Annotated in this window: 17 protein-coding genes; 11 read left to right on the top strand and 6 right to left on the bottom strand. The window is 63.2% G+C overall.

The window, feature by feature from the left end; all coding sequences use genetic code 11:
- Positions 1 to 171: 171 nt before the first annotated feature.
- The gene (locus IB267_RS10125) at positions 172 to 1,050 is read left to right on the top strand and encodes a VOC family protein (protein WP_192447478.1); all 879 of its coding nucleotides are present in this window, start codon (positions 172 to 174) and stop codon (positions 1,048 to 1,050) included.
- A gap of 61 nt (positions 1,051 to 1,111) precedes the next feature.
- On the opposite strand, the gene IB267_RS10130 is transcribed toward IB267_RS10125, so the two are convergent.
- On the bottom strand, positions 1,112 to 1,480 hold the full coding sequence (locus tag IB267_RS10130; RefSeq protein WP_371258899.1) for a winged helix-turn-helix transcriptional regulator: 369 nt from the start codon (positions 1,478 to 1,480) through the stop codon (positions 1,112 to 1,114).
- Between the two features lie 118 nt (positions 1,481 to 1,598).
- Between IB267_RS10130 and IB267_RS10135 the strand changes: the two genes are divergently transcribed.
- Positions 1,599 to 2,438 (top strand): SDR family oxidoreductase, encoded by an 840-nt coding sequence (locus IB267_RS10135; RefSeq protein WP_192447479.1) that lies wholly within the window; start codon positions 1,599 to 1,601, stop codon positions 2,436 to 2,438.
- 166 nt (positions 2,439 to 2,604) lie between these two features.
- Complete coding sequence (locus IB267_RS10140; RefSeq protein ID WP_192447480.1) at positions 2,605 to 4,764, top strand: inverse autotransporter beta domain-containing protein; 2,160 nt, start codon at positions 2,605 to 2,607, stop codon at positions 4,762 to 4,764.
- A 60-nt stretch (positions 4,765 to 4,824) separates the two neighbouring features.
- Here IB267_RS10140 and IB267_RS10145 read toward each other — a convergent pair whose 3' ends face one another.
- The 3 genes from IB267_RS10145 to IB267_RS10155 form a co-directional block, all read right to left on the bottom strand.
- The gene (locus IB267_RS10145) at positions 4,825 to 5,583 is read right to left on the bottom strand and encodes a class I SAM-dependent methyltransferase (RefSeq protein WP_192447481.1); all 759 of its coding nucleotides are present in this window, start codon (positions 5,581 to 5,583) and stop codon (positions 4,825 to 4,827) included.
- A 113-nt stretch (positions 5,584 to 5,696) separates the two neighbouring features.
- The gene (locus tag IB267_RS10150) at positions 5,697 to 6,062 is read right to left on the bottom strand and encodes an SH3 domain-containing protein (protein WP_156134166.1); all 366 of its coding nucleotides are present in this window, start codon (positions 6,060 to 6,062) and stop codon (positions 5,697 to 5,699) included.
- A 166-nt stretch (positions 6,063 to 6,228) separates the two neighbouring features.
- On the bottom strand, positions 6,229 to 6,501 hold the full coding sequence (locus IB267_RS10155) for a DUF2798 domain-containing protein (protein WP_192447482.1): 273 nt from the start codon (positions 6,499 to 6,501) through the stop codon (positions 6,229 to 6,231).
- A gap of 147 nt (positions 6,502 to 6,648) precedes the next feature.
- Here IB267_RS10155 and IB267_RS10160 point away from each other — a divergent pair, with 147 nt between their 5' ends.
- A complete protein-coding gene (locus tag IB267_RS10160; protein WP_192447483.1) occupies positions 6,649 to 7,569 on the top strand; it encodes a LysR family transcriptional regulator in 921 nt (306 codons plus the stop codon).
- Positions 7,570 to 7,572: 3 nt separating this feature from the next.
- On the opposite strand, the gene IB267_RS10165 is transcribed toward IB267_RS10160, so the two are convergent.
- Entirely contained in the window at positions 7,573 to 7,974 is a 402-nt protein-coding gene (locus tag IB267_RS10165; protein ID WP_192447484.1) for a helix-turn-helix domain-containing protein, read from the bottom strand.
- Positions 7,975 to 8,111: 137 nt separating this feature from the next.
- On the opposite strand from IB267_RS10165, the gene gstA reads away from it, so the two are divergent.
- The 5 genes from gstA to IB267_RS10190 all read left to right on the top strand — a co-directional run bounded on the left by gstA (position 8,112) and on the right by IB267_RS10190 (position 12,184).
- Complete coding sequence (gene gstA, locus IB267_RS10170) at positions 8,112 to 8,726, top strand: glutathione transferase GstA (protein WP_192447485.1); 615 nt, start codon at positions 8,112 to 8,114, stop codon at positions 8,724 to 8,726.
- Positions 8,723 to 9,118: a nuclear transport factor 2 family protein gene (locus IB267_RS10175; RefSeq protein WP_192447486.1), complete on the top strand. Its 396-nt coding sequence runs from the start codon at positions 8,723 to 8,725 to the stop codon at positions 9,116 to 9,118. Before gstA ends, IB267_RS10175 begins: the two co-directional genes overlap by 4 nt.
- A 9-nt stretch (positions 9,119 to 9,127) precedes the next feature.
- Complete coding sequence (locus tag IB267_RS10180; protein ID WP_192447487.1) at positions 9,128 to 9,340, top strand: 4-oxalocrotonate tautomerase family protein; 213 nt, start codon at positions 9,128 to 9,130, stop codon at positions 9,338 to 9,340.
- Positions 9,341 to 9,487: 147 nt separating this feature from the next.
- Positions 9,488 to 11,596, top strand: coding sequence for a S9 family peptidase (locus IB267_RS10185; protein ID WP_192447488.1), 2,109 nt, complete (start codon positions 9,488 to 9,490; stop codon positions 11,594 to 11,596).
- A 69-nt stretch (positions 11,597 to 11,665) separates the two neighbouring features.
- Positions 11,666 to 12,184: a DUF1697 domain-containing protein gene (locus IB267_RS10190; RefSeq protein ID WP_192447489.1), complete on the top strand. Its 519-nt coding sequence runs from the start codon at positions 11,666 to 11,668 to the stop codon at positions 12,182 to 12,184.
- Positions 12,185 to 12,243: 59 nt separating this feature from the next.
- Here the strand turns inward: IB267_RS10190 and IB267_RS10195 are convergent, their stop codons facing one another.
- A complete protein-coding gene (locus IB267_RS10195) occupies positions 12,244 to 12,858 on the bottom strand; it encodes a TetR/AcrR family transcriptional regulator (RefSeq protein ID WP_192447490.1) in 615 nt (204 codons plus the stop codon).
- Positions 12,859 to 13,096: 238 nt separating this feature from the next.
- On the opposite strand from IB267_RS10195, the gene IB267_RS10200 reads away from it, so the two are divergent.
- Positions 13,097 to 14,053: a homocysteine S-methyltransferase family protein gene (locus IB267_RS10200; RefSeq protein WP_192447491.1), complete on the top strand. Its 957-nt coding sequence runs from the start codon at positions 13,097 to 13,099 to the stop codon at positions 14,051 to 14,053.
- Between the two features lie 153 nt (positions 14,054 to 14,206).
- The gene (locus tag IB267_RS10205) at positions 14,207 to 15,712 is read left to right on the top strand and encodes a YdiU family protein (RefSeq protein ID WP_192447492.1); all 1,506 of its coding nucleotides are present in this window, start codon (positions 14,207 to 14,209) and stop codon (positions 15,710 to 15,712) included.
- Positions 15,713 to 16,062: the final 350 nt, after the last annotated feature.

Genomic DNA, 16,062 nt, shown 5'->3' on the forward strand with positions numbered 1-16,062 from the left:
GGCCCCACTCGAAATGAGGTAGGGCGACAACAATCACTGTCAACGCGCGTCGAACACAACATCAAGTGACTGACAGTCTTCCGTGAACGAACGAGGCGGCCCATATTCCGAGCAGTTTCGACGAGACTGAAACGGCGAACCGGCCGTAGCTTCGATGCCAAGGAGACCGATATGACCTCGCAGGAGACTTTCCACATGCCGACCGACCATGCGCTTGCCATGCCCGCGCATGTCGAGCATGCGCATCTGGTCGTCCAGGATCTGCCGGCCGTTTCCGCCTGGTATCAGAAGATCATGGGCCTGAGCCCGATTGAAGCCAGCAAGAGCGGCGAGACGCTCGGCGTCAATGGCCGCCCGCTGCTGACGCTGACGACCGAGGGCAACGCCGCGCGGGCACCGCGCAACGCGCCCGGCCTGTTCCACAACGCCTTTCTCGTGCCGAACCGCGAAGAGCTCGGCCGCTGGCTCGCCCATATCGCACACAACAATGTCCGGCTGCAGGGCGCGTCCGACCACCTGGTCAGCGAGGCGATCTACCTCGCCGATCCCGAAGGCAACGGCATCGAAGTCTATCGCGACCGACCGCGGGCCGAATGGAGCTTCAAGGCCGACGGCACCGTCGGCCTGGATACGCTGCCGCTCGATCTGCAGGCGCTCTACGACGAAGCGCCCAAGGACAATTGGGGCGGCATGGCGGACGGGACGGCCATCGGCCATATCCACCTGCAGGTTTCCGATATTCCTCAGGCCGACGCCTTCTTCCGCGACGTTCTGGGCCTGGGGCTGATGGCACGCTATCCCGGCGCGAGCTTCTTCGGCGCGGGCAAGTACCACCATCACGTCGCCGCCAACATCTGGAACTCGCGCGGCGCGCCCAAACGCGAAGGCCACATGACCGGGTTGTCGGACTACACGATCCAGTACAAGGAGCCGGCTGAACTCACGGCAGCGCTTGCGAAGCTCGAAGCGCTGGAAATCGCCGTCAGCCGCAACGGCAGTGGCCACGGCCTCGTCGATCCCTGGGGCATCGGCCTCAAGCTCGTCGCCTGATCCTCTCTCCCAGGCCACAGGCGCCTTTGCGCCCGTGGCAAACTTGCCGACCGCAGCCGCCTCAGGCGCTGCGGTCGTATTTTTGCTGGGCTTGCAGTACGGCCTCGATGTTCTCCTCCGCCCAGCGCGTCAGCGCCGCGACCGTCGAGGTCAGTGTGCGGCCGAGCGGCGTGATCGCATATTCCACCGTCACCGGCACCGTCGCAAAGACGCTGCGGCTGACGAGCCCGTCCCGCTCCAGCTTCTTCAGGGTCTGCGACAGCACCTTCTGCGAGACGCCGTCGATCTCGCGCTTCAACTGGTTGAAGCGCACCGGTTGTTCATCGAGCTTTCCGAGCACCAGCACGGCCCACTTGTCGGCAAGCCTGTCCAGCACCAGGCGGGTCGGACAGGTCTGGATATAGACGTCGTACTCCATCGGGCACCCCATCGCGGTTTCCGGGCGGAAACCATGTCGCCAAAAACTGCCTCCTTTACAGCATTTTCCCGGACCAATATCCAGTATCCATCCGAAACATGGTTTCATTTTGATACTTAGGAGAACGGTGATGCCAGGCAAGATTCTGGTTCTTGGATCGAACGGGACGATCGGCAGCAAAGTGGTACGGGCGCTGGTCGCGCGTGGCGAAACGGTCAGGGCTGCGTCCCGAAAGGCGACAGCCGTTGACGGCGCGGAAGCCGTCGCCTTCGACTACGAGGATGCCGCGACCTTTGGCCCGGCGCTCGACGGCATCGACCGCCTGTTCGCGCTGACACCGGCGGGATATCTCGATCCGGTCGGGCTGGTCGGACCGATCATGGCCGCTGCTGCCGCGCGCGGCGTCAAGGTTGTGCTGATGACCGTCATCGGCGTCGATGCGGACGACAAGATCCCCTATCGCCAGCTTGAGCTGCAGCTCGAGAAAACCGGAACACCCTTCGTCATCGTGCGGCCAAACTGGTTCTCCGACAATTTCCAGAGCTACTGGATAGAAGGTATCCGCCACGGCGCCATCGCGGTTCCGGCGGCCGAAGGCAAGACGAGCTTCATCGACACCCGCGACATCGCCGAAAGCATCGTGGCAGCGCTGACGAGCGACACCTTCAACGGCCGCGCCTTCAACCTCACCGGGCCGGAAGCGCTGAGCTATGGCGAGGCGGCAGCGATCCTGTCGCGCGTCACCGGCAAGCCGGTCGCCTACACGCCGGTCGATGACGGGACCTTCGTCGGCATGCTGGTCGGCGCTGGCGTGCCTGAGGACTACGCCCGCTTCCTCGCTTCGATCTTCCATCCCGTGCGCGAAGGCTGGGTGGCAAACCCGACCGGCGATGTGAAGACGCTGACCGGCCACGCGCCGCGCAGCCTGGAAACCTACGCCAGAGACAATTCCGCGGCCCTCAAGGCCTGACCGGCCCCACACGATGGCCGCCCGGCCACACCCGGGCGGCCTGCGTCAACACGCCGCTGGATAGTTCGCCGACAACCGATCAATAAACTTGAGTATTACACTCACATATTTTAACCGCATGCCCAACCGGCCTCGCCCAAGGCCGCATACATGCGGAGTTAATAATATGAAAAATAAGAATTTTCTTGCGGCTGCCTTGGCAAGCAGCACACTTCTTTCGAGCCCCGCGCTGGCGGTGGATTTTCGTCCGCAGGCGGAAATCGAAGGCGGGTTCTTCAGCGGCGGGTCCGCTGCCGGCGGCGGCTTCTTCCTCCCCTTCGTGCTCGATTCGGGCAATGCGATTTTCATCGATACACGCGGGACCATTGCCAATGACTCCGTCCGAGAGGGCTCCATCGGTGCGGGCTATCGCTTCCGCGCCAACGACCAGTGGGTCATCGGCGGCTATGGCTATTACGACTATCTGAAAAGCGACTACGGCAATTCCTTCAGCCAGCTGTCCTTCGGCCTCGAGGCGCTCAGCGGCGACCTCGAAATGCGCAGCAACTTTTACCTGCCATTGACCGGCGCCAAGACGCTGAGCGCCTTCAATGCCGCCTATGTGCGCGACCACGTGCTCGTCTTCCAGGAAGGCAAGGAACGGGCGCGGCGCGGCATCGACGCCGAAATCGGCGGACGGCTGCCTGTTTTCGCCGAAGACTCCAACGTTCAGCTGAAGGTTTTCGGCGGCAGCTATTGGTACGGCGGCCGCAACCTCGGCGACATGTTCGGCGCCAAGCTGCGTGCAGAGCTGACCTTTGCCGACCTTCCGGGTCTTTCCGAGGGATCGACCGTCTCGCTCGGCGTGACCGGCACCTATGACAACGAGGACAAGCTGAAGGGCGCCGTCATGGCACGGCTGCGCATCCCGTTCGGCGCGACCGGCTCGACCGCAGACGCCTTCGATCCGATGACTCAGCGTGTCGAGCGCGCCACCCGCATCCGCACCCATGCCGGCGCCACCGGCGACGTCGAGGCCGCGCAGCTTGCCGGCACCGGCCGTAACGCCGGCCGGGTGGTGACCGTTTCATCGGCCTCCGGCAATGCCTCCGACATCAACGCCCTGATCGGCGCTGCCGGTGCCGACGCGCTGATCCTTGCAGACGGCAACCTCGGTCTCGACCGGACACTCGCGCTCGGCAACGGCCAGACGCTCCTCGGCGGCGGCGGCGCAATTGCCGTTAGCGGCGCGCGCAGCGGCGCGACCGCAACTTTCGTCAACCGGGGCGCAGCCACGACGATTACCGGTTACAACCCGGCCCAGGACGTCATCGCCATGGCGTCGGGCAGCACCATCTCGTCGCTTTCGGTCCGCGGCGGTCTTGCCGGTATTTCGGCGGCCGATTCCAAGGGCGTTACCGTCGACAATGTCGATATTGCTGCGACCAACCATGACGGCATTCGCTTCACGCGGGTCGATGGCGCGCTGGTCCAGGACAGCAGCATCCACGACCTCTACATCTGCGAAAACAACACGACCTGCGAATTCTCGATCTACAACCCCAACAAGGCGCCCTATGCCGCCGTCAGCTCCGTCGGCAGCCGCAACGTAACGGTACGCGATACTGTCATCGACAAGGTCACCTATGGGGTCTTTGCCGGCGGCGAGTTCAGGAAAGTCGGACGGACCGATTACGAACTGGTCACCGGCACGCAAAACGTCACGCTCGATAACGTGACGATCAGCAACTCCCGCCGCGAAGGCGTGCTGCTCGTCGCCGGAAAGGATGTCAGCCTCAACCGCGTGACGGTCGACAATGCCAAGCAGGACCGGGACATGGATCTCGTGGTGCTGCAAGGCACCTCCAATGTCGCGATCAACGACATGCGGCTCTTTGGCGGCATCAACGGGCTGATGCTGGTCTCGAGCCCGAACCTCGATGCGACGACCACCAACGTCAACGTCAAGGAACTGACCGTCGACGGCACCCGCAACGCCGGCATCTTCTTCAATCCGGTCTCGGGGATTTCGCTCGAGGACGTCAAGGTAACGAATGCCGGCACCTATGGCGCCTTCATCTACGGCAACGAGTTCGAGTTCCTTGGAGGACCGGCGCGCGACATCGTGCTGAAGAACATGACCGTCGACAAGGCCGGGAAGGCCGGCCTCTACTTCTCGGGCCCGACCGAAGACATCACCGGCAATGTCAGCGTGACCAACACGCCGAAGGATTGCCTGCTCGACAACGGTTGGTCGGCTGGGACGATCACCCAATCGCCGGGCTCGGTTCTGACCGTCAACGGCGTCAAGCTTGACCAGGGCAACGCCGCGGCCCGTTGCCGCTGATAGCCGAAGCCACGCCCGGGCGGCCGGGCGTGGCTCTTTTTGCCGGTTTGCTTCGGTGCACTATGCCGGGCGGTGGCATTCGAAGGTGACGACGTGGTCCCCGTCCTTTGGAGTACGGCCGAAGGTGTAGTCGCCGGAAACGGCGAGATCGACGAAGCCGGCCGCCTGCAGCGTCAGCGCCATTTCCTGAACGCCCCACCAGCGCATGGTGAAGAATTCAAGCTCGCTCGACGCCAGCCGACCCTCTTGCCATAGGTCGTAACGCAGGTGGGATATGGTCGTCTGACCGATGATATCGGTCTTCACCCGCTGGCTGGTCAGGGTCAAAAGCTCACCCGCCTCCGTCTGCCAGCTGCGCACATTCGGCTGCAGATCCGCGACCATGTCGCCCGGGTAAAGATCGAAGATCAACCGACCGCCCGGCCCCAGGTGATCGTAAAAGCGCTTCAATACGGCTGATGCCGCTGCATGATCGGCGATCAGCTGCAAGGAACCGGCGGGCACGACAATCGCCTCGAAGCGCTTGTCGTAGCTGAAGGTCTCGAAGGTCTGGCGCGACAGGGCCGGCGCAAAGCCGCGGCCAGCACATTGGGCGAGGCAATAGTCGAGCATGTCCTGCGAAGCATCAAACCCGGAGACATCGAAACCGGCCTCCAGCAACGGGATCAACGCTCGACCGTTACCGACAGCCGGTTCCAGGATCGGCCCACGACAGCCGTGGAGCCTCTGCCGGTAGTACTCGATGTCGCCGAAGGACTTTCCAATATATTTGTCTAAATTATAAACATGAGAGGCAAGTCTACCATAGGTATTGTTCACGATACCTCAGCTCCCGATAACACAAAGCAACGCCGCGCCTTATACAGGAGTACGTGACCAGGGGTTGTTGCTTGCCGGCCACGCCTACGGTTTATCGTCGCCGCCTAAACGCGTCAGAAGCGCGCCGGCCGGATGAACTTGCCGTAGACCCAACCCTCCTGCCAGTTTCCGTTGCGCTGAGGATCGTGCCAGATCTGGCACCAGGTGGCCCGCACGGCCTGGCGCTGGGCGGAAACCGACCAGCGGGCGATGCGCTTCAGATCGACGCCGTTCATGCAGCGGCCGGTCATCTGCAACTTCGTGCCGTTGGGATAGCCGGCGCGGATCGCCGAGGAGGAGGATGGCCAGGCCCGCGCGTTGAGCACGTCGTTCCAGTCGACACCCGACACTTCCCAGGCGACGAACGTGCTTGCGGTGGCGGGAAGTGCAGCGGAGAGCGCCCCGGCCAGGATGGCCGCCGGCATCAATTTGTTGAACATGCCCATCTCGATTGCCCCTTGCTCAGGCCGCCGTTTGTGCGGCAGGAAACAGAATGCGGCCCCTCGCCTGAATTGCAACTGAATGGATTTCACGACGGGAATGCCGCCCTATCCGAGAACGACCTGGGCGAAGCCGCCCGTCCCGGTTTTCCGGGACGGGGCTTCGTCAGCCTGGTAGGCGGCAGACGACGCCGACCAGCCGCGCGACCACTGGGCGGACCATGAGCACGCAGAAAAAGGCGACGGGCATGGCAAGCGCGTAGGAACCGAGCACGCGGGCCGGGTAGCCGGCGTCGATGCCGGTGTTGGCGCCGACGATGACGCAGCACATCAGGAACGCCATGATCGCCGACATGAAGAAGGCGAAGGCAATGGGCGCCGCGCGCGGCGGCAGCTTGCGGCTACGCGCGAGCCGCGGCGCCGATAGGGTATCTTCCATCGGAAGTCTCCTGGTTTGATCGAGGGGACCACCCCCTCGTTTCTGGCCGCACTATATGGATCGCGTCTTAGCCAGGTAGACCATTGCAGCCTTGTTCAGAAACAGTCAAAACCATCGAATAGAAGTTTCTATTCGATGGATTGTATTATGGACACTTTGCGCGGCGTCGAGAGTTTTGTGAGAAGCGTCGAGGAAGGCAGCATCGCCGCGGCGGCGCGAAAGCTCGGGATTACACCCGCTTCCGCGAGCCAGAACATCGCCCGCCTGGAACGCACGCTCGGCAGCCGGCTCTTGAGCCGAACCACGCGCCAGCTGGGCCTGACCGAGAGCGGGCGGATCTATTACGAGCGGGTGCGCGGCGTCGTGCACGAGCTGGAGCTTGCCGCCGCCGCCGTCTCGGCACTCAGCGCCGAGCCGCGCGGACCGCTCAAGATTGCCTCGTCCGTCGCCTTCGGCCGGCACGTGGTTGCGCCGCTCGTTCCCTCCTTCGCCGCCAGATATCCGGATGTCTCGATCGAGCTCGTCGTCACCGACCGCGAGATCGACCATATCGGCGAAGGCATCGACATCAGCGTGCGCTTCGGCCTGCAGCTCGAACAGGGGCTAATTGCCCGCAAGCTTGCCTCCGTGCCGATGATCATTTGTGCGGCCCCCGCCTATCTGGAGCGACGCGGCCGCCCGCAGCGGCCGGAAGATCTCGTGCACCACGATTGCCTCGTCTACCGCTATGCCGGGCATGGCCGGATCTTTCGCTGGGCCTTTACCCGCGACGGCCTGCGCTTTGAGCCGGAGCTGAAGGCGACGATCGTCAGCAACGATATCGACACGCTCGCCGAGATGGCGATCGCCGGCGCCGGCATCACCCGGCTCGGCGCCTTCATCGCAGCGCCGCTGATCGAACGCGGGCTGGTGGTGCCGCTGTTCGGCGAACTGCCCCGGGAGGGATTGGCCAGCACCGACCACGAGCCCTTCGACTTCTACGCCTGTTTTGCCGACCGCCAGGCGCAAACGCCGAAGGTGCGCGCGTTCATCGAGCATGCGGTGCAGAGCCTGAAGGGGCGCTGGTAGGTCTTATCCACCGGTGGCAGGGACCGCAGCGGCAGCCGTTTCCTTGCGCACGACCTCGACGCCTCGCCGCTGCTTCAGTCGATAGCCGACCTCGACGATGGCGTGGATGGCCGGGATGAACTCCGCGCCGAGCTCACTGAGGCTGTATTCCACGGAAGGCGGCGACGTCGGCATGATCCGCCGCTCGACAGCCCCCTTCTCCTCAAGCTCCTTCAACCGGGTGCTCAACACCTTTGCGGAAATGCCGGGCACGTCGATCCTCAGTTCGCTGAAACGGCGCGGCCCGGCGCTCAAGGACCAAAGGATGTTCGGCGTCCATGCGCCACCGAGCAGCACCATGCACTCGCCGACCGGGCAGTTCGGCGGCAAGGCCGCAGCCCGATTTTTCCGAATTTTCAAGCTCATGGGCAAAACTTTCCAGTTACCGCCGGGAAACCGGAAAGGGAGGTAACATAAGGTTATCTGATATACAAAGGTTATCCCTTCGGCTTAGGTTCCGCCGTCCTCGACAAACGGGCAATCATTTCAGAAGGAACCACATCATGAAGCTCTATTACGCCCCCGGCGCCTGCTCGCTTTCCCCCCATATCAGCCTGCACGAGGCCGGCGCCGACTTCGAGATCGTCCGGGTCGATACCAAGACGCATCGCACCGAGACCGGTGCGGATTACAGGGCGGTCAACCCCAAGGGCTATGTGCCGGCGCTGGTGCTGGAAGGCGGCGAAGTCGTTACCGAAGGTGCTGCCGTGGTGCAGTACATCGCCGATCGCTTTCCGGCGGCCAAGCTTGCGCCTGAAAACGGCACGCTGGCGCGCACTCGCCTGCAGGAACAGTTGAACTTCATCGCGTCGGAACTGCACAAGGCCTTCTCACCGCTGTTCAACCCCACCGCATCCGCCGAGGCAAAGGAGGCAGCCACGCTGCAGGTGGCGAAACGCTTCGGCCATGTCGAAAGCCTGTTTGCGGACGGACGCCCTTACCTGCTCGGGGAGGCCTTCTCCGTCGCCGACGCCTATCTCTTCACGGTCGTGAACTGGAGCGGCGGCACCGGGATCGCGCTCACGCAATGGCCGCATCTCGCCGCCTATATGCAGCGGATCGGCGCACGTCCCGCCGTGCGCACCGCAATGCAGGCAGAAGGCCTGGTCGCGGCATGAGTGCGTCACCGAAGGATCCGCAGTTTGCAGCCGTCATCGACGTCCTCCAACGCTACTTCGACGGGCTCTATCGCAGCGACGCAGACATTCTCAGGCAGGTCTTCCACCCGAAGGCGCTCTATGCCACCGCGACGGACGGAACCCTGCTCGAACTCGACATGGACAGGTACTTTCCGATCGTCGAAAAACGTCCCTCGCCCGAAAGCCGAGGCGAAGCGCGCATCGACCGTATTCTTTCGATCGAGTTCGCCGGCCCCGTAACCGCGTTTGCCAAGGTGCAATGCGCCATCGGCGAGAAGGCCTTCACCGACTTTTTGTCGCTGGTCTTTCTTAACGGCCGCTGGCAGATCATCGCCAAGGTCTTCCACTACGACATCGCATCAGCGCAATAGGAGAAGCATGTGCCCTATGTGAACATCAAGATCACCCGCGAGGGTGCAACCGCCGAGCAGAAAGCGGCCCTGATCAAGGGTGTCACCGATCTGCTCCAGACCGTACTCAACAAGGATCCCGCCACCACATTCGTCGTCATCGACGAAGTCGCGCTTGAAGACTGGGGTGTCGGCGGGCTGCCGGTGGACGCGTACCGGCGAAAGGTCGGCGAAAAATCGTAGCAACACGCTGCCCCTACCCACCACGATGGAAGGGGCAGCCGCCCACCCGATGCCGCGGTGATCCGCGCGCAGCTCGATTGCGCTTGATCCCTTTCGACAGGGTCTCTATCTCATTGTCTCCCGCCGCATTGATCCCGGAGACGTATCTTGTCCGTATTCAGCAACCTCCCCAAAGCTCCCGTCGCCGCAAAGAAGCCGGTCAGCGACACGCGCCACGGCATTACCCGCACCGACGACTATGCCTGGCTGCGCGCGGACAATTGGCAGGCGATGTTCAAGGATCCTTCGATCCTCGATCCGGATATCCGTAAGCATCTGGAGGCCGAAAACGCCTACATGAACGCGGCGATGGACGACACGAAGGCGCTGCAGAAGACGCTGTTTTCCGAGATGCGCGGCCGCATCAAGGAGGACGACAGCTCGATCCCGGTCAAGGACGGTCCGTTCGCCTATGGTCATGCCTATGTCACCGGCGGCGAACAGCCGCGGTACTTCCGCATTCCCCGTGACGGCGACCACCAGGACGAGGCAATCCGGCAGTTGCTGCTCGACGGCGACAAGGAAGCGGAAGGCAAGGCCTATTTCCGCCTCGGCGGCCTCGACCATTCGACCGACCACAGCCTCGGCATCTGGGGCTATGACGACAAGGGTTCGGAGTATTTCACGCTTCGGGTGCGCGACCTCGCAACGGGCGAAGACCTGGCAGACGTGATCGAGAACACCGGTGGCGGCGGCGCCTGGGCGCCGGATGGCAAGAGCTTCTTCTACACGGTACTCGACGACAATCACCGCCCGTCGAAGATCTTCCACCATATCCTCGGCACGAACCAGGCCGACGACCGGCTGGTTTTCGAAGAAACCGATCCCGGCTTCTTCATGTCGGTCGGCGGCTCGCTGCTCGACGACTTCATCTACATCGACATCCACGATCACGAGACCAGCGAGTACCGGCTGCTCTCGACCAAGGATCTTCTGGCTGAGCCGAAGCTCGTCGCCGAGCGCGTCACCGGCCTCGAATACTCGATGACCGAAGGCGGCGACGTCTTCTACATCCTCACCAATGCCGATGGCGCCAAGGACTTCAAGATCGTCGAAGCGCCGGTTACAGCACCCGGCAAGCAGAACTGGCGCGAGGTGGTGCCGCACAAGCCGGGCACGCTGGTCCTCAGCCACATGGCCTATGCCCGCCATCTCGTCTGGCTGCAGCGCCGCGAAGGCCTGCCGGAGATCGTCATCCGCGACCGCAAGACCGGCGAGGAACATGCGATCGCCTTTGCGGAAGAAGCCTATTCGCTCGGTCTTTCGGGCGCTGCCGAATACGACACCGACGTCATCCGCTTCTCCTATTCCTCGATGACCACGCCGTCGCAGCTCTTCGACTACAACATGGCGACGCGCGCCCGCACGCTCTTGAAGACCCAGGAAGTGCCTTCGGGCCACAACCCGGACGACTATGTCACCCGCCGCGTCTTCGCGCCCTCGTGGGACGGCACCGAAGTGCCGGTGACGCTGCTTTACCGCAAGGACACGCCGCTCGACGGTTCGGCGCCCTGCCTGCTCTATGGCTATGGCGCCTATGGCATCACCATTCCGGCCGGCTTCAACACCAATTGCCTGTCGCTTGCCGATCGCGGCTTCGTCTATGCCATCGCTCATATCCGCGGCGGCAAGGATCGCGGCTTTGCCTGGTACGAAGACGGCAAGATGGCCAAGAAGACCAATACCTTCAAGGATTTCATCGCTGCCGCTGACTATCTGAATCAACAGAAGTTCACGTCCTACGCGAAGATCGTCGCAGAAGGCGGCTCGGCCGGCGGCATGTTGATGGGCGCGATCGCCAACATGGCGCCGGAGAAGTTCACCGGCGTTATCGCGGCCGTCCCCTTCGTCGACGTGCTCAACACCATGCTCGACGACACCCTTCCGCTGACCCCGCCGGAATGGCCGGAATGGGGCAACCCGATCGAGAGCCGGGAGTTCTACGACATCATCGCCGGCTACTCGCCCTACGACAATGTCGAGGCGAAGTCCTACCCGGCGATCCTGGCACTCGGCGGCCTCACCGATCCGCGCGTCACCTATTGGGAACCGGCCAAGTGGGTCGCGCGACTGCGCGAGAAGACGACCGGCAGTGCGCCGATCCTGTTGAAGACGAACATGGATGCCGGCCATGGCGGCGCGTCGGGCCGCTTCCAGCGGCTCGAGGAAATCGCCTTCGAATACGCCTTTGCCATCAAGGTCGCCGGCAAGATGTAAACGCATCGGGATGAGGAACCTGTTTGCGGGTTCCTCGTCCCTTTCTCACCTGATCCCGGAGGTCCCGCCATGTCCGTCCACGTCGCCCTGCTGCGTGCCGTCAATGTCGGAGGTACGGGATCACTTCCAATGGCCGACCTCAAGGCGATCTGCGAGGGGCTCGGCTTTACCGACGTCAAGACCTACATTCAGAGCGGCAACGTGCTGTTCCGCTCCGATCTGCCGGCGGCAGACGCAGCCGCAATGCTGGACAGCGCCCTTCAGGAAAAGCTCGGTAAGGCGCCGGGCGTAATGATCAGGAACGGCGCGCAATTGCAGGCGATCGCCGATCAGGCACCCTTCCCGAACGCCAAGCCCAATCTGCTGCTTGTCGTTTTCCTGCGCGAGCCGGCACCATCCGACGCGCTCGACAAGCTCGTGGCACCCGATGGCGAAGAAACCCAGGTTGCCGGAACTGAGATTTATATCCACTTTCCGAACGGCTCCGGCCGGTCGAAGTTCAAGCTGCCGGCGGCCAAGTCCGGCACGGCGCGCAACCTCAACACCGTGCGCAAGCTTGCTGCGATGGCGCTTGAGATGGAAGGCTGACGCTCCTCAAAAGGCGCCGTTCCGAACGGAAGACCGCTTCACACTTTTGCTGGAATTGCTCACGCCGTCGGCTGGAACAACAACCGGACGAAGGACCGCAGCACGAGCAGTTGCTGCGGTAGGGTTTCAGGCTGCTTCAGCGCCTTCGACAGGATGATGCCGCCTTCGAGCACGGTCGAGACCATGTCGGCAAGCTGGTCGACGTCGAGCGGCTCGCGTGGTCGGTAGACTTGCATGATCGCCTCGAACATCGTGCCGAAACGCCGACGCCACATCAGCGCCGCCTGCCGGTTGATCTCCTGGATCTCCCGATCGAAGGCGCGCTCCTGCGTGCACATGACAGCAACCAGGCAGCCGGGATGGCCGTTCGGCAGGTCGGCGAGAATTTCCGACAGCATCTTCAGTCCCAGGAGAAACGCCTGCAGCGGGTCGTCGGACAGTTGATGGGCGCGGCCGAATATCTCGTCGTAGATGCGCTCGTCGTTCTCGATGTAGCGCTCGAGCAGAGCCCGCGCGAGCTCGTTCTTGTCGCGGAAATGATAGAAGAACCCGCTCTTGGTGATGCCGGTTTCGGCGATCAGTTCGTCGATCGACGTCGCACCGAAACCCTTGGCAAGCACCGCCGCCTCGGCAACGTCGAGGATTCTGGCGCGCGTTTCCTCACCCTTTCGCATTAGCTGCTCCCTACCATTGGTACGGTTTCCAGCAATTACTCGGCGGCCAGCCCCTAGCGCAGCGACGGCAACAGAACAGTAAGTCACTGATTTTACTACAGTAATTTAGTATATTAGCAATAGTATACCGCAAGTCGTCTAGTTTAGAAGATGATCATAAGGCAGAAATTTACTTCGCTCTGCGGTGTTGGAGGCATCCGCGGGCCCTTCAGCCAAGACTGAACCGGTGGAGACCGATATGGCCAAATACAGACGCAGCCTGCCGCTCTTGAAGGGTGGACTGTTCCTGAGTGACGGCGGCATCGAAACGACGCTGATCTTTCATGAGGGCATCTCCCTCCCGCATTTCGCCGCCTTCGTGCTCATTTCGACGGCGGACGGGCGGCGACGCTTGCTCGACTACTACAAGCGATACCTCGCGATCGCCCAGCAGCACGGTACCGGCTTCGTGCTCGACACGCCCACCTGGCGCGCCAGCGCCGACTGGGGCATGAAGCTCGGCTATGACGCCCCGGCCCTCACCGAGGTCAACCAGAACGCCATCTACATGTTGGCGGAACTGCGCACCGAGTACGAACGTCCGCAAGCATCGATCGTGCTGAGCGGCGCCATCGGGCCGCGCGGAGACGGCTATCGCCTGGGCCGCATGAGCGCGGACGAGGCCGAGGATTATCACGGGCCACAGATCTCGGCCTTTGCCGCCAGCGACGCCGATATCGTCAGCGCCTATACGCTGACCAGCATCGACGAGGCGACCGGCATTGCCCGGGCGGCCCAAAGCCATGGCATGCCCTGCTCGATCGCCTTCACGGTGGAAACCAACGGCCGGCTCCCAGACGGCCGTACCCTTCAGGCCGCGATCGAAACGGTGGATGCGGAGACCGGCGGCTATCCGCACTACTACATGGTCAATTGCGCCCATCCCGATCATTTCGAGACCAGCCTTGATACGGGGAGCGCCTGGGCGCAGCGCATTGCCGGTATCCGCGCCAACGCCTCCAGGATGAGCCATGCCGAGCTCGACAACGGCGAAACCCTGGATGCCGGGGATCCCCTCGACCTCGGCCAGCGTTATCGGACACTGACGACCCATTTGCCACGACTGCGCATCCTTGGCGGTTGCTGCGGCACCGACCATCGCCACATCGCGGCAATCTGCGAGGCCTGCCTTCCACCGACGGCGCTCAGCGCCTGAGGCGCGGGGCCTCGCCCTCCCCGGCCCTCTCGCAAGCAATTGCGGGAGGGCGCCTTCTCGTCGCCACCCTCGCGAAAGCGATAGCGGTCGTGTAGACTTGGGCGGAAAGGACGGCAGCCGGACATCCCGGCAAGAGCCGTTGACTGCATCGTCATGAATTACGCTCCTCCCTCGCCGACCGGAAATGCCGAAGCCTTAGCCTTCGACAACAGCTACGCGCGCCTGCCACAGCAGTTCTTCGCGCGTGTTGCGCCGACACCCGTCGCAGAGCCGTGGCTGATCAAGCTCAACAAGCCGTTGGCCGAGGAGCTCGGGCTGGACGTGGTGACGCTCGAGCGCGAGGGCGCCGAGATCTTTTCAGGCAACCGCCTGCCCGCCGGTGCCGATCCGCTCGCCATGGCCTATGCCGGCCATCAGTTCGGTACCTTCGTACCGCAGCTCGGCGACGGCCGCGCGATCCTCCTTGGCGAGGTGATCGACCGCAACGGAAAGCGGCGCGACATCCAGCTCAAAGGACCGGGCCAGACGCCCTTCTCACGGCGCGGCGACGGGCGCGCGGCGCTCGGCCCCGTGTTGCGCGAGTATATCGTCAGCGAGGCAATGTACGCGCTCGGCATTCCGACGACACGGGCGCTTGCCGCCGTCGTCACCGGACAGCCGGTCTACCGCGAGCAGATCCTGCCGGGCGCAATCGTCACGCGGATTGCGGCAAGCCATATGCGCGTCGGCACCTTCCAGTTCTTCGCAGCGCGCGGAGACATGGAATCGGTGAAGGTGCTTGCCGACTACGCGATCGATCGCCACTACCCCGAGGTCAAGGACGCCGAACGACCCTATCTCGCCTTCTACAAGGCGGTGACCGCGCGCCAGGCGGAGCTGATCGCACGCTGGCTGCATGTCGGCTTCATCCATGGCGTGATGAACACGGACAACATGACGATCTCGGGCGAGACGATCGACTTCGGCCCCTGCGCCTTCCTCGACGCCTACGATCCGAAGAAGGTGTTTTCCTCGATCGACCAGGTCGGTCGCTACGCCTATGCGAGCCAGCCGGCGATCGGGCAATGGAACCTGGCGCGGCTGGCCGAAACGCTGGTGCCGCTGTTCGACGACAACCAGGATACGGCGGTGGAACTGGCCAACGATGCGCTCGGCGAATACGGCGCGACCTTCCAGCGCCACTGGCTGGACGGCATGCGGCGCAAGTTCGGATTGGCCATGAGCGAAGAGGGAGACCTCGACCTGTTGCAGGCACTGCTGACGGCTATGCATCAGGGAGAGGCGGATTTCACCCTCACCTTCCGGCGGCTGTGCGACAGCGCCCGCGACCCGGCCGCCGACGCCGTGCTCGCCTCGACCTTTGCCTCGGCCGAGGCAATAGGCCCGTGGCTGCAGGACTGGCGTCAGCGTCTCAGCCGCGAGCAGGCGACGCCGGATGAACGCGCGACCGCCATGAAGGCGGTCAACCCGGCCTATATTCCGCGCAACCACCGGATCGAAGAGGCGATCACTGCCGCGACCGAGGATGCGGACTTCTCGCTCTTCGAGGCCCTGGTCGAAGTAACCGCCAATCCCTATGCCGACCAGCCGCAGTTTGCCCGCTACCAGGCTCCGCCGAGCCCGCAAGAGGAAGTCCAGCGCACCTTCTGCGGCACATAGGCCCCGTGCGGGAATGCGGAATGCCGGTGCCTGTGCTCCCGCAGTCTCTGGACATCCGCTGCCAGGCAGATTCACCTAATCGCTCTATGCCACTGTTTTTACGCAGTGACCTTCGGCTGATCGCTCTCGGACGCGCTATCCGCAGCGGTTCAACGCGCGTGGCGCACGCTCGGCCGTCCCTCGCTTGAGCGCAAGCTTATTGCGGGCCTGCGAAAATTTCCGCGTTGCGGAATGTGGCTATTGAAAGGCAGAGGTGGCGCGTTAGGTGCTAGAAGGACAGGCGCTCAGCGCCTTGCCTGACCGGGCGGCCGCGACATGCGCGCGACCGCCGCCTCGAAACCCACCTGTCT

Source organism: Ensifer sp. ENS09, assembly GCF_014852425.1.
Classification (GTDB): Bacteria; Pseudomonadota; Alphaproteobacteria; order Rhizobiales; family Rhizobiaceae; genus Ensifer.

Excerpts from the sequence above, each read along its gene's own strand:
- IB267_RS10160 (WP_192447483.1), top strand. The coding sequence starts at position 6,649 with ATGGACACTTTGCGCGGCGTCGAGAGTTTTGTGAGAAGCGTCGAGGAA.
- IB267_RS10135 (WP_192447479.1), top strand. The coding sequence starts at position 1,599 with ATGCCAGGCAAGATTCTGGTTCTTGGATCGAACGGGACGATCGGCAGC.
- IB267_RS10195 (WP_192447490.1), bottom strand. The coding sequence starts at position 12,858 with ATGCGAAAGGGTGAGGAAACGCGCGCCAGAATCCTCGACGTTGCCGAG.
- IB267_RS10190 (WP_192447489.1), top strand. The coding sequence starts at position 11,666 with ATGTCCGTCCACGTCGCCCTGCTGCGTGCCGTCAATGTCGGAGGTACG.
- IB267_RS10130 (WP_371258899.1), bottom strand. The coding sequence starts at position 1,480 with ATGGGGTGCCCGATGGAGTACGACGTCTATATCCAGACCTGTCCGACC.
- IB267_RS10205 (WP_192447492.1), top strand. The coding sequence starts at position 14,207 with ATGAATTACGCTCCTCCCTCGCCGACCGGAAATGCCGAAGCCTTAGCC.
- IB267_RS10125 (WP_192447478.1), top strand. The coding sequence starts at position 172 with ATGACCTCGCAGGAGACTTTCCACATGCCGACCGACCATGCGCTTGCC.
- IB267_RS10165 (WP_192447484.1), bottom strand. The coding sequence starts at position 7,974 with ATGAGCTTGAAAATTCGGAAAAATCGGGCTGCGGCCTTGCCGCCGAAC.
- gstA (WP_192447485.1), top strand. The coding sequence starts at position 8,112 with ATGAAGCTCTATTACGCCCCCGGCGCCTGCTCGCTTTCCCCCCATATC.
- IB267_RS10175 (WP_192447486.1), top strand. The coding sequence starts at position 8,723 with ATGAGTGCGTCACCGAAGGATCCGCAGTTTGCAGCCGTCATCGACGTC.
- IB267_RS10140 (WP_192447480.1), top strand. The coding sequence starts at position 2,605 with ATGAAAAATAAGAATTTTCTTGCGGCTGCCTTGGCAAGCAGCACACTT.
- IB267_RS10200 (WP_192447491.1), top strand. The coding sequence starts at position 13,097 with ATGGCCAAATACAGACGCAGCCTGCCGCTCTTGAAGGGTGGACTGTTC.
- IB267_RS10150 (WP_156134166.1), bottom strand. The coding sequence starts at position 6,062 with ATGTTCAACAAATTGATGCCGGCGGCCATCCTGGCCGGGGCGCTCTCC.
- IB267_RS10155 (WP_192447482.1), bottom strand. The coding sequence starts at position 6,501 with ATGGAAGATACCCTATCGGCGCCGCGGCTCGCGCGTAGCCGCAAGCTG.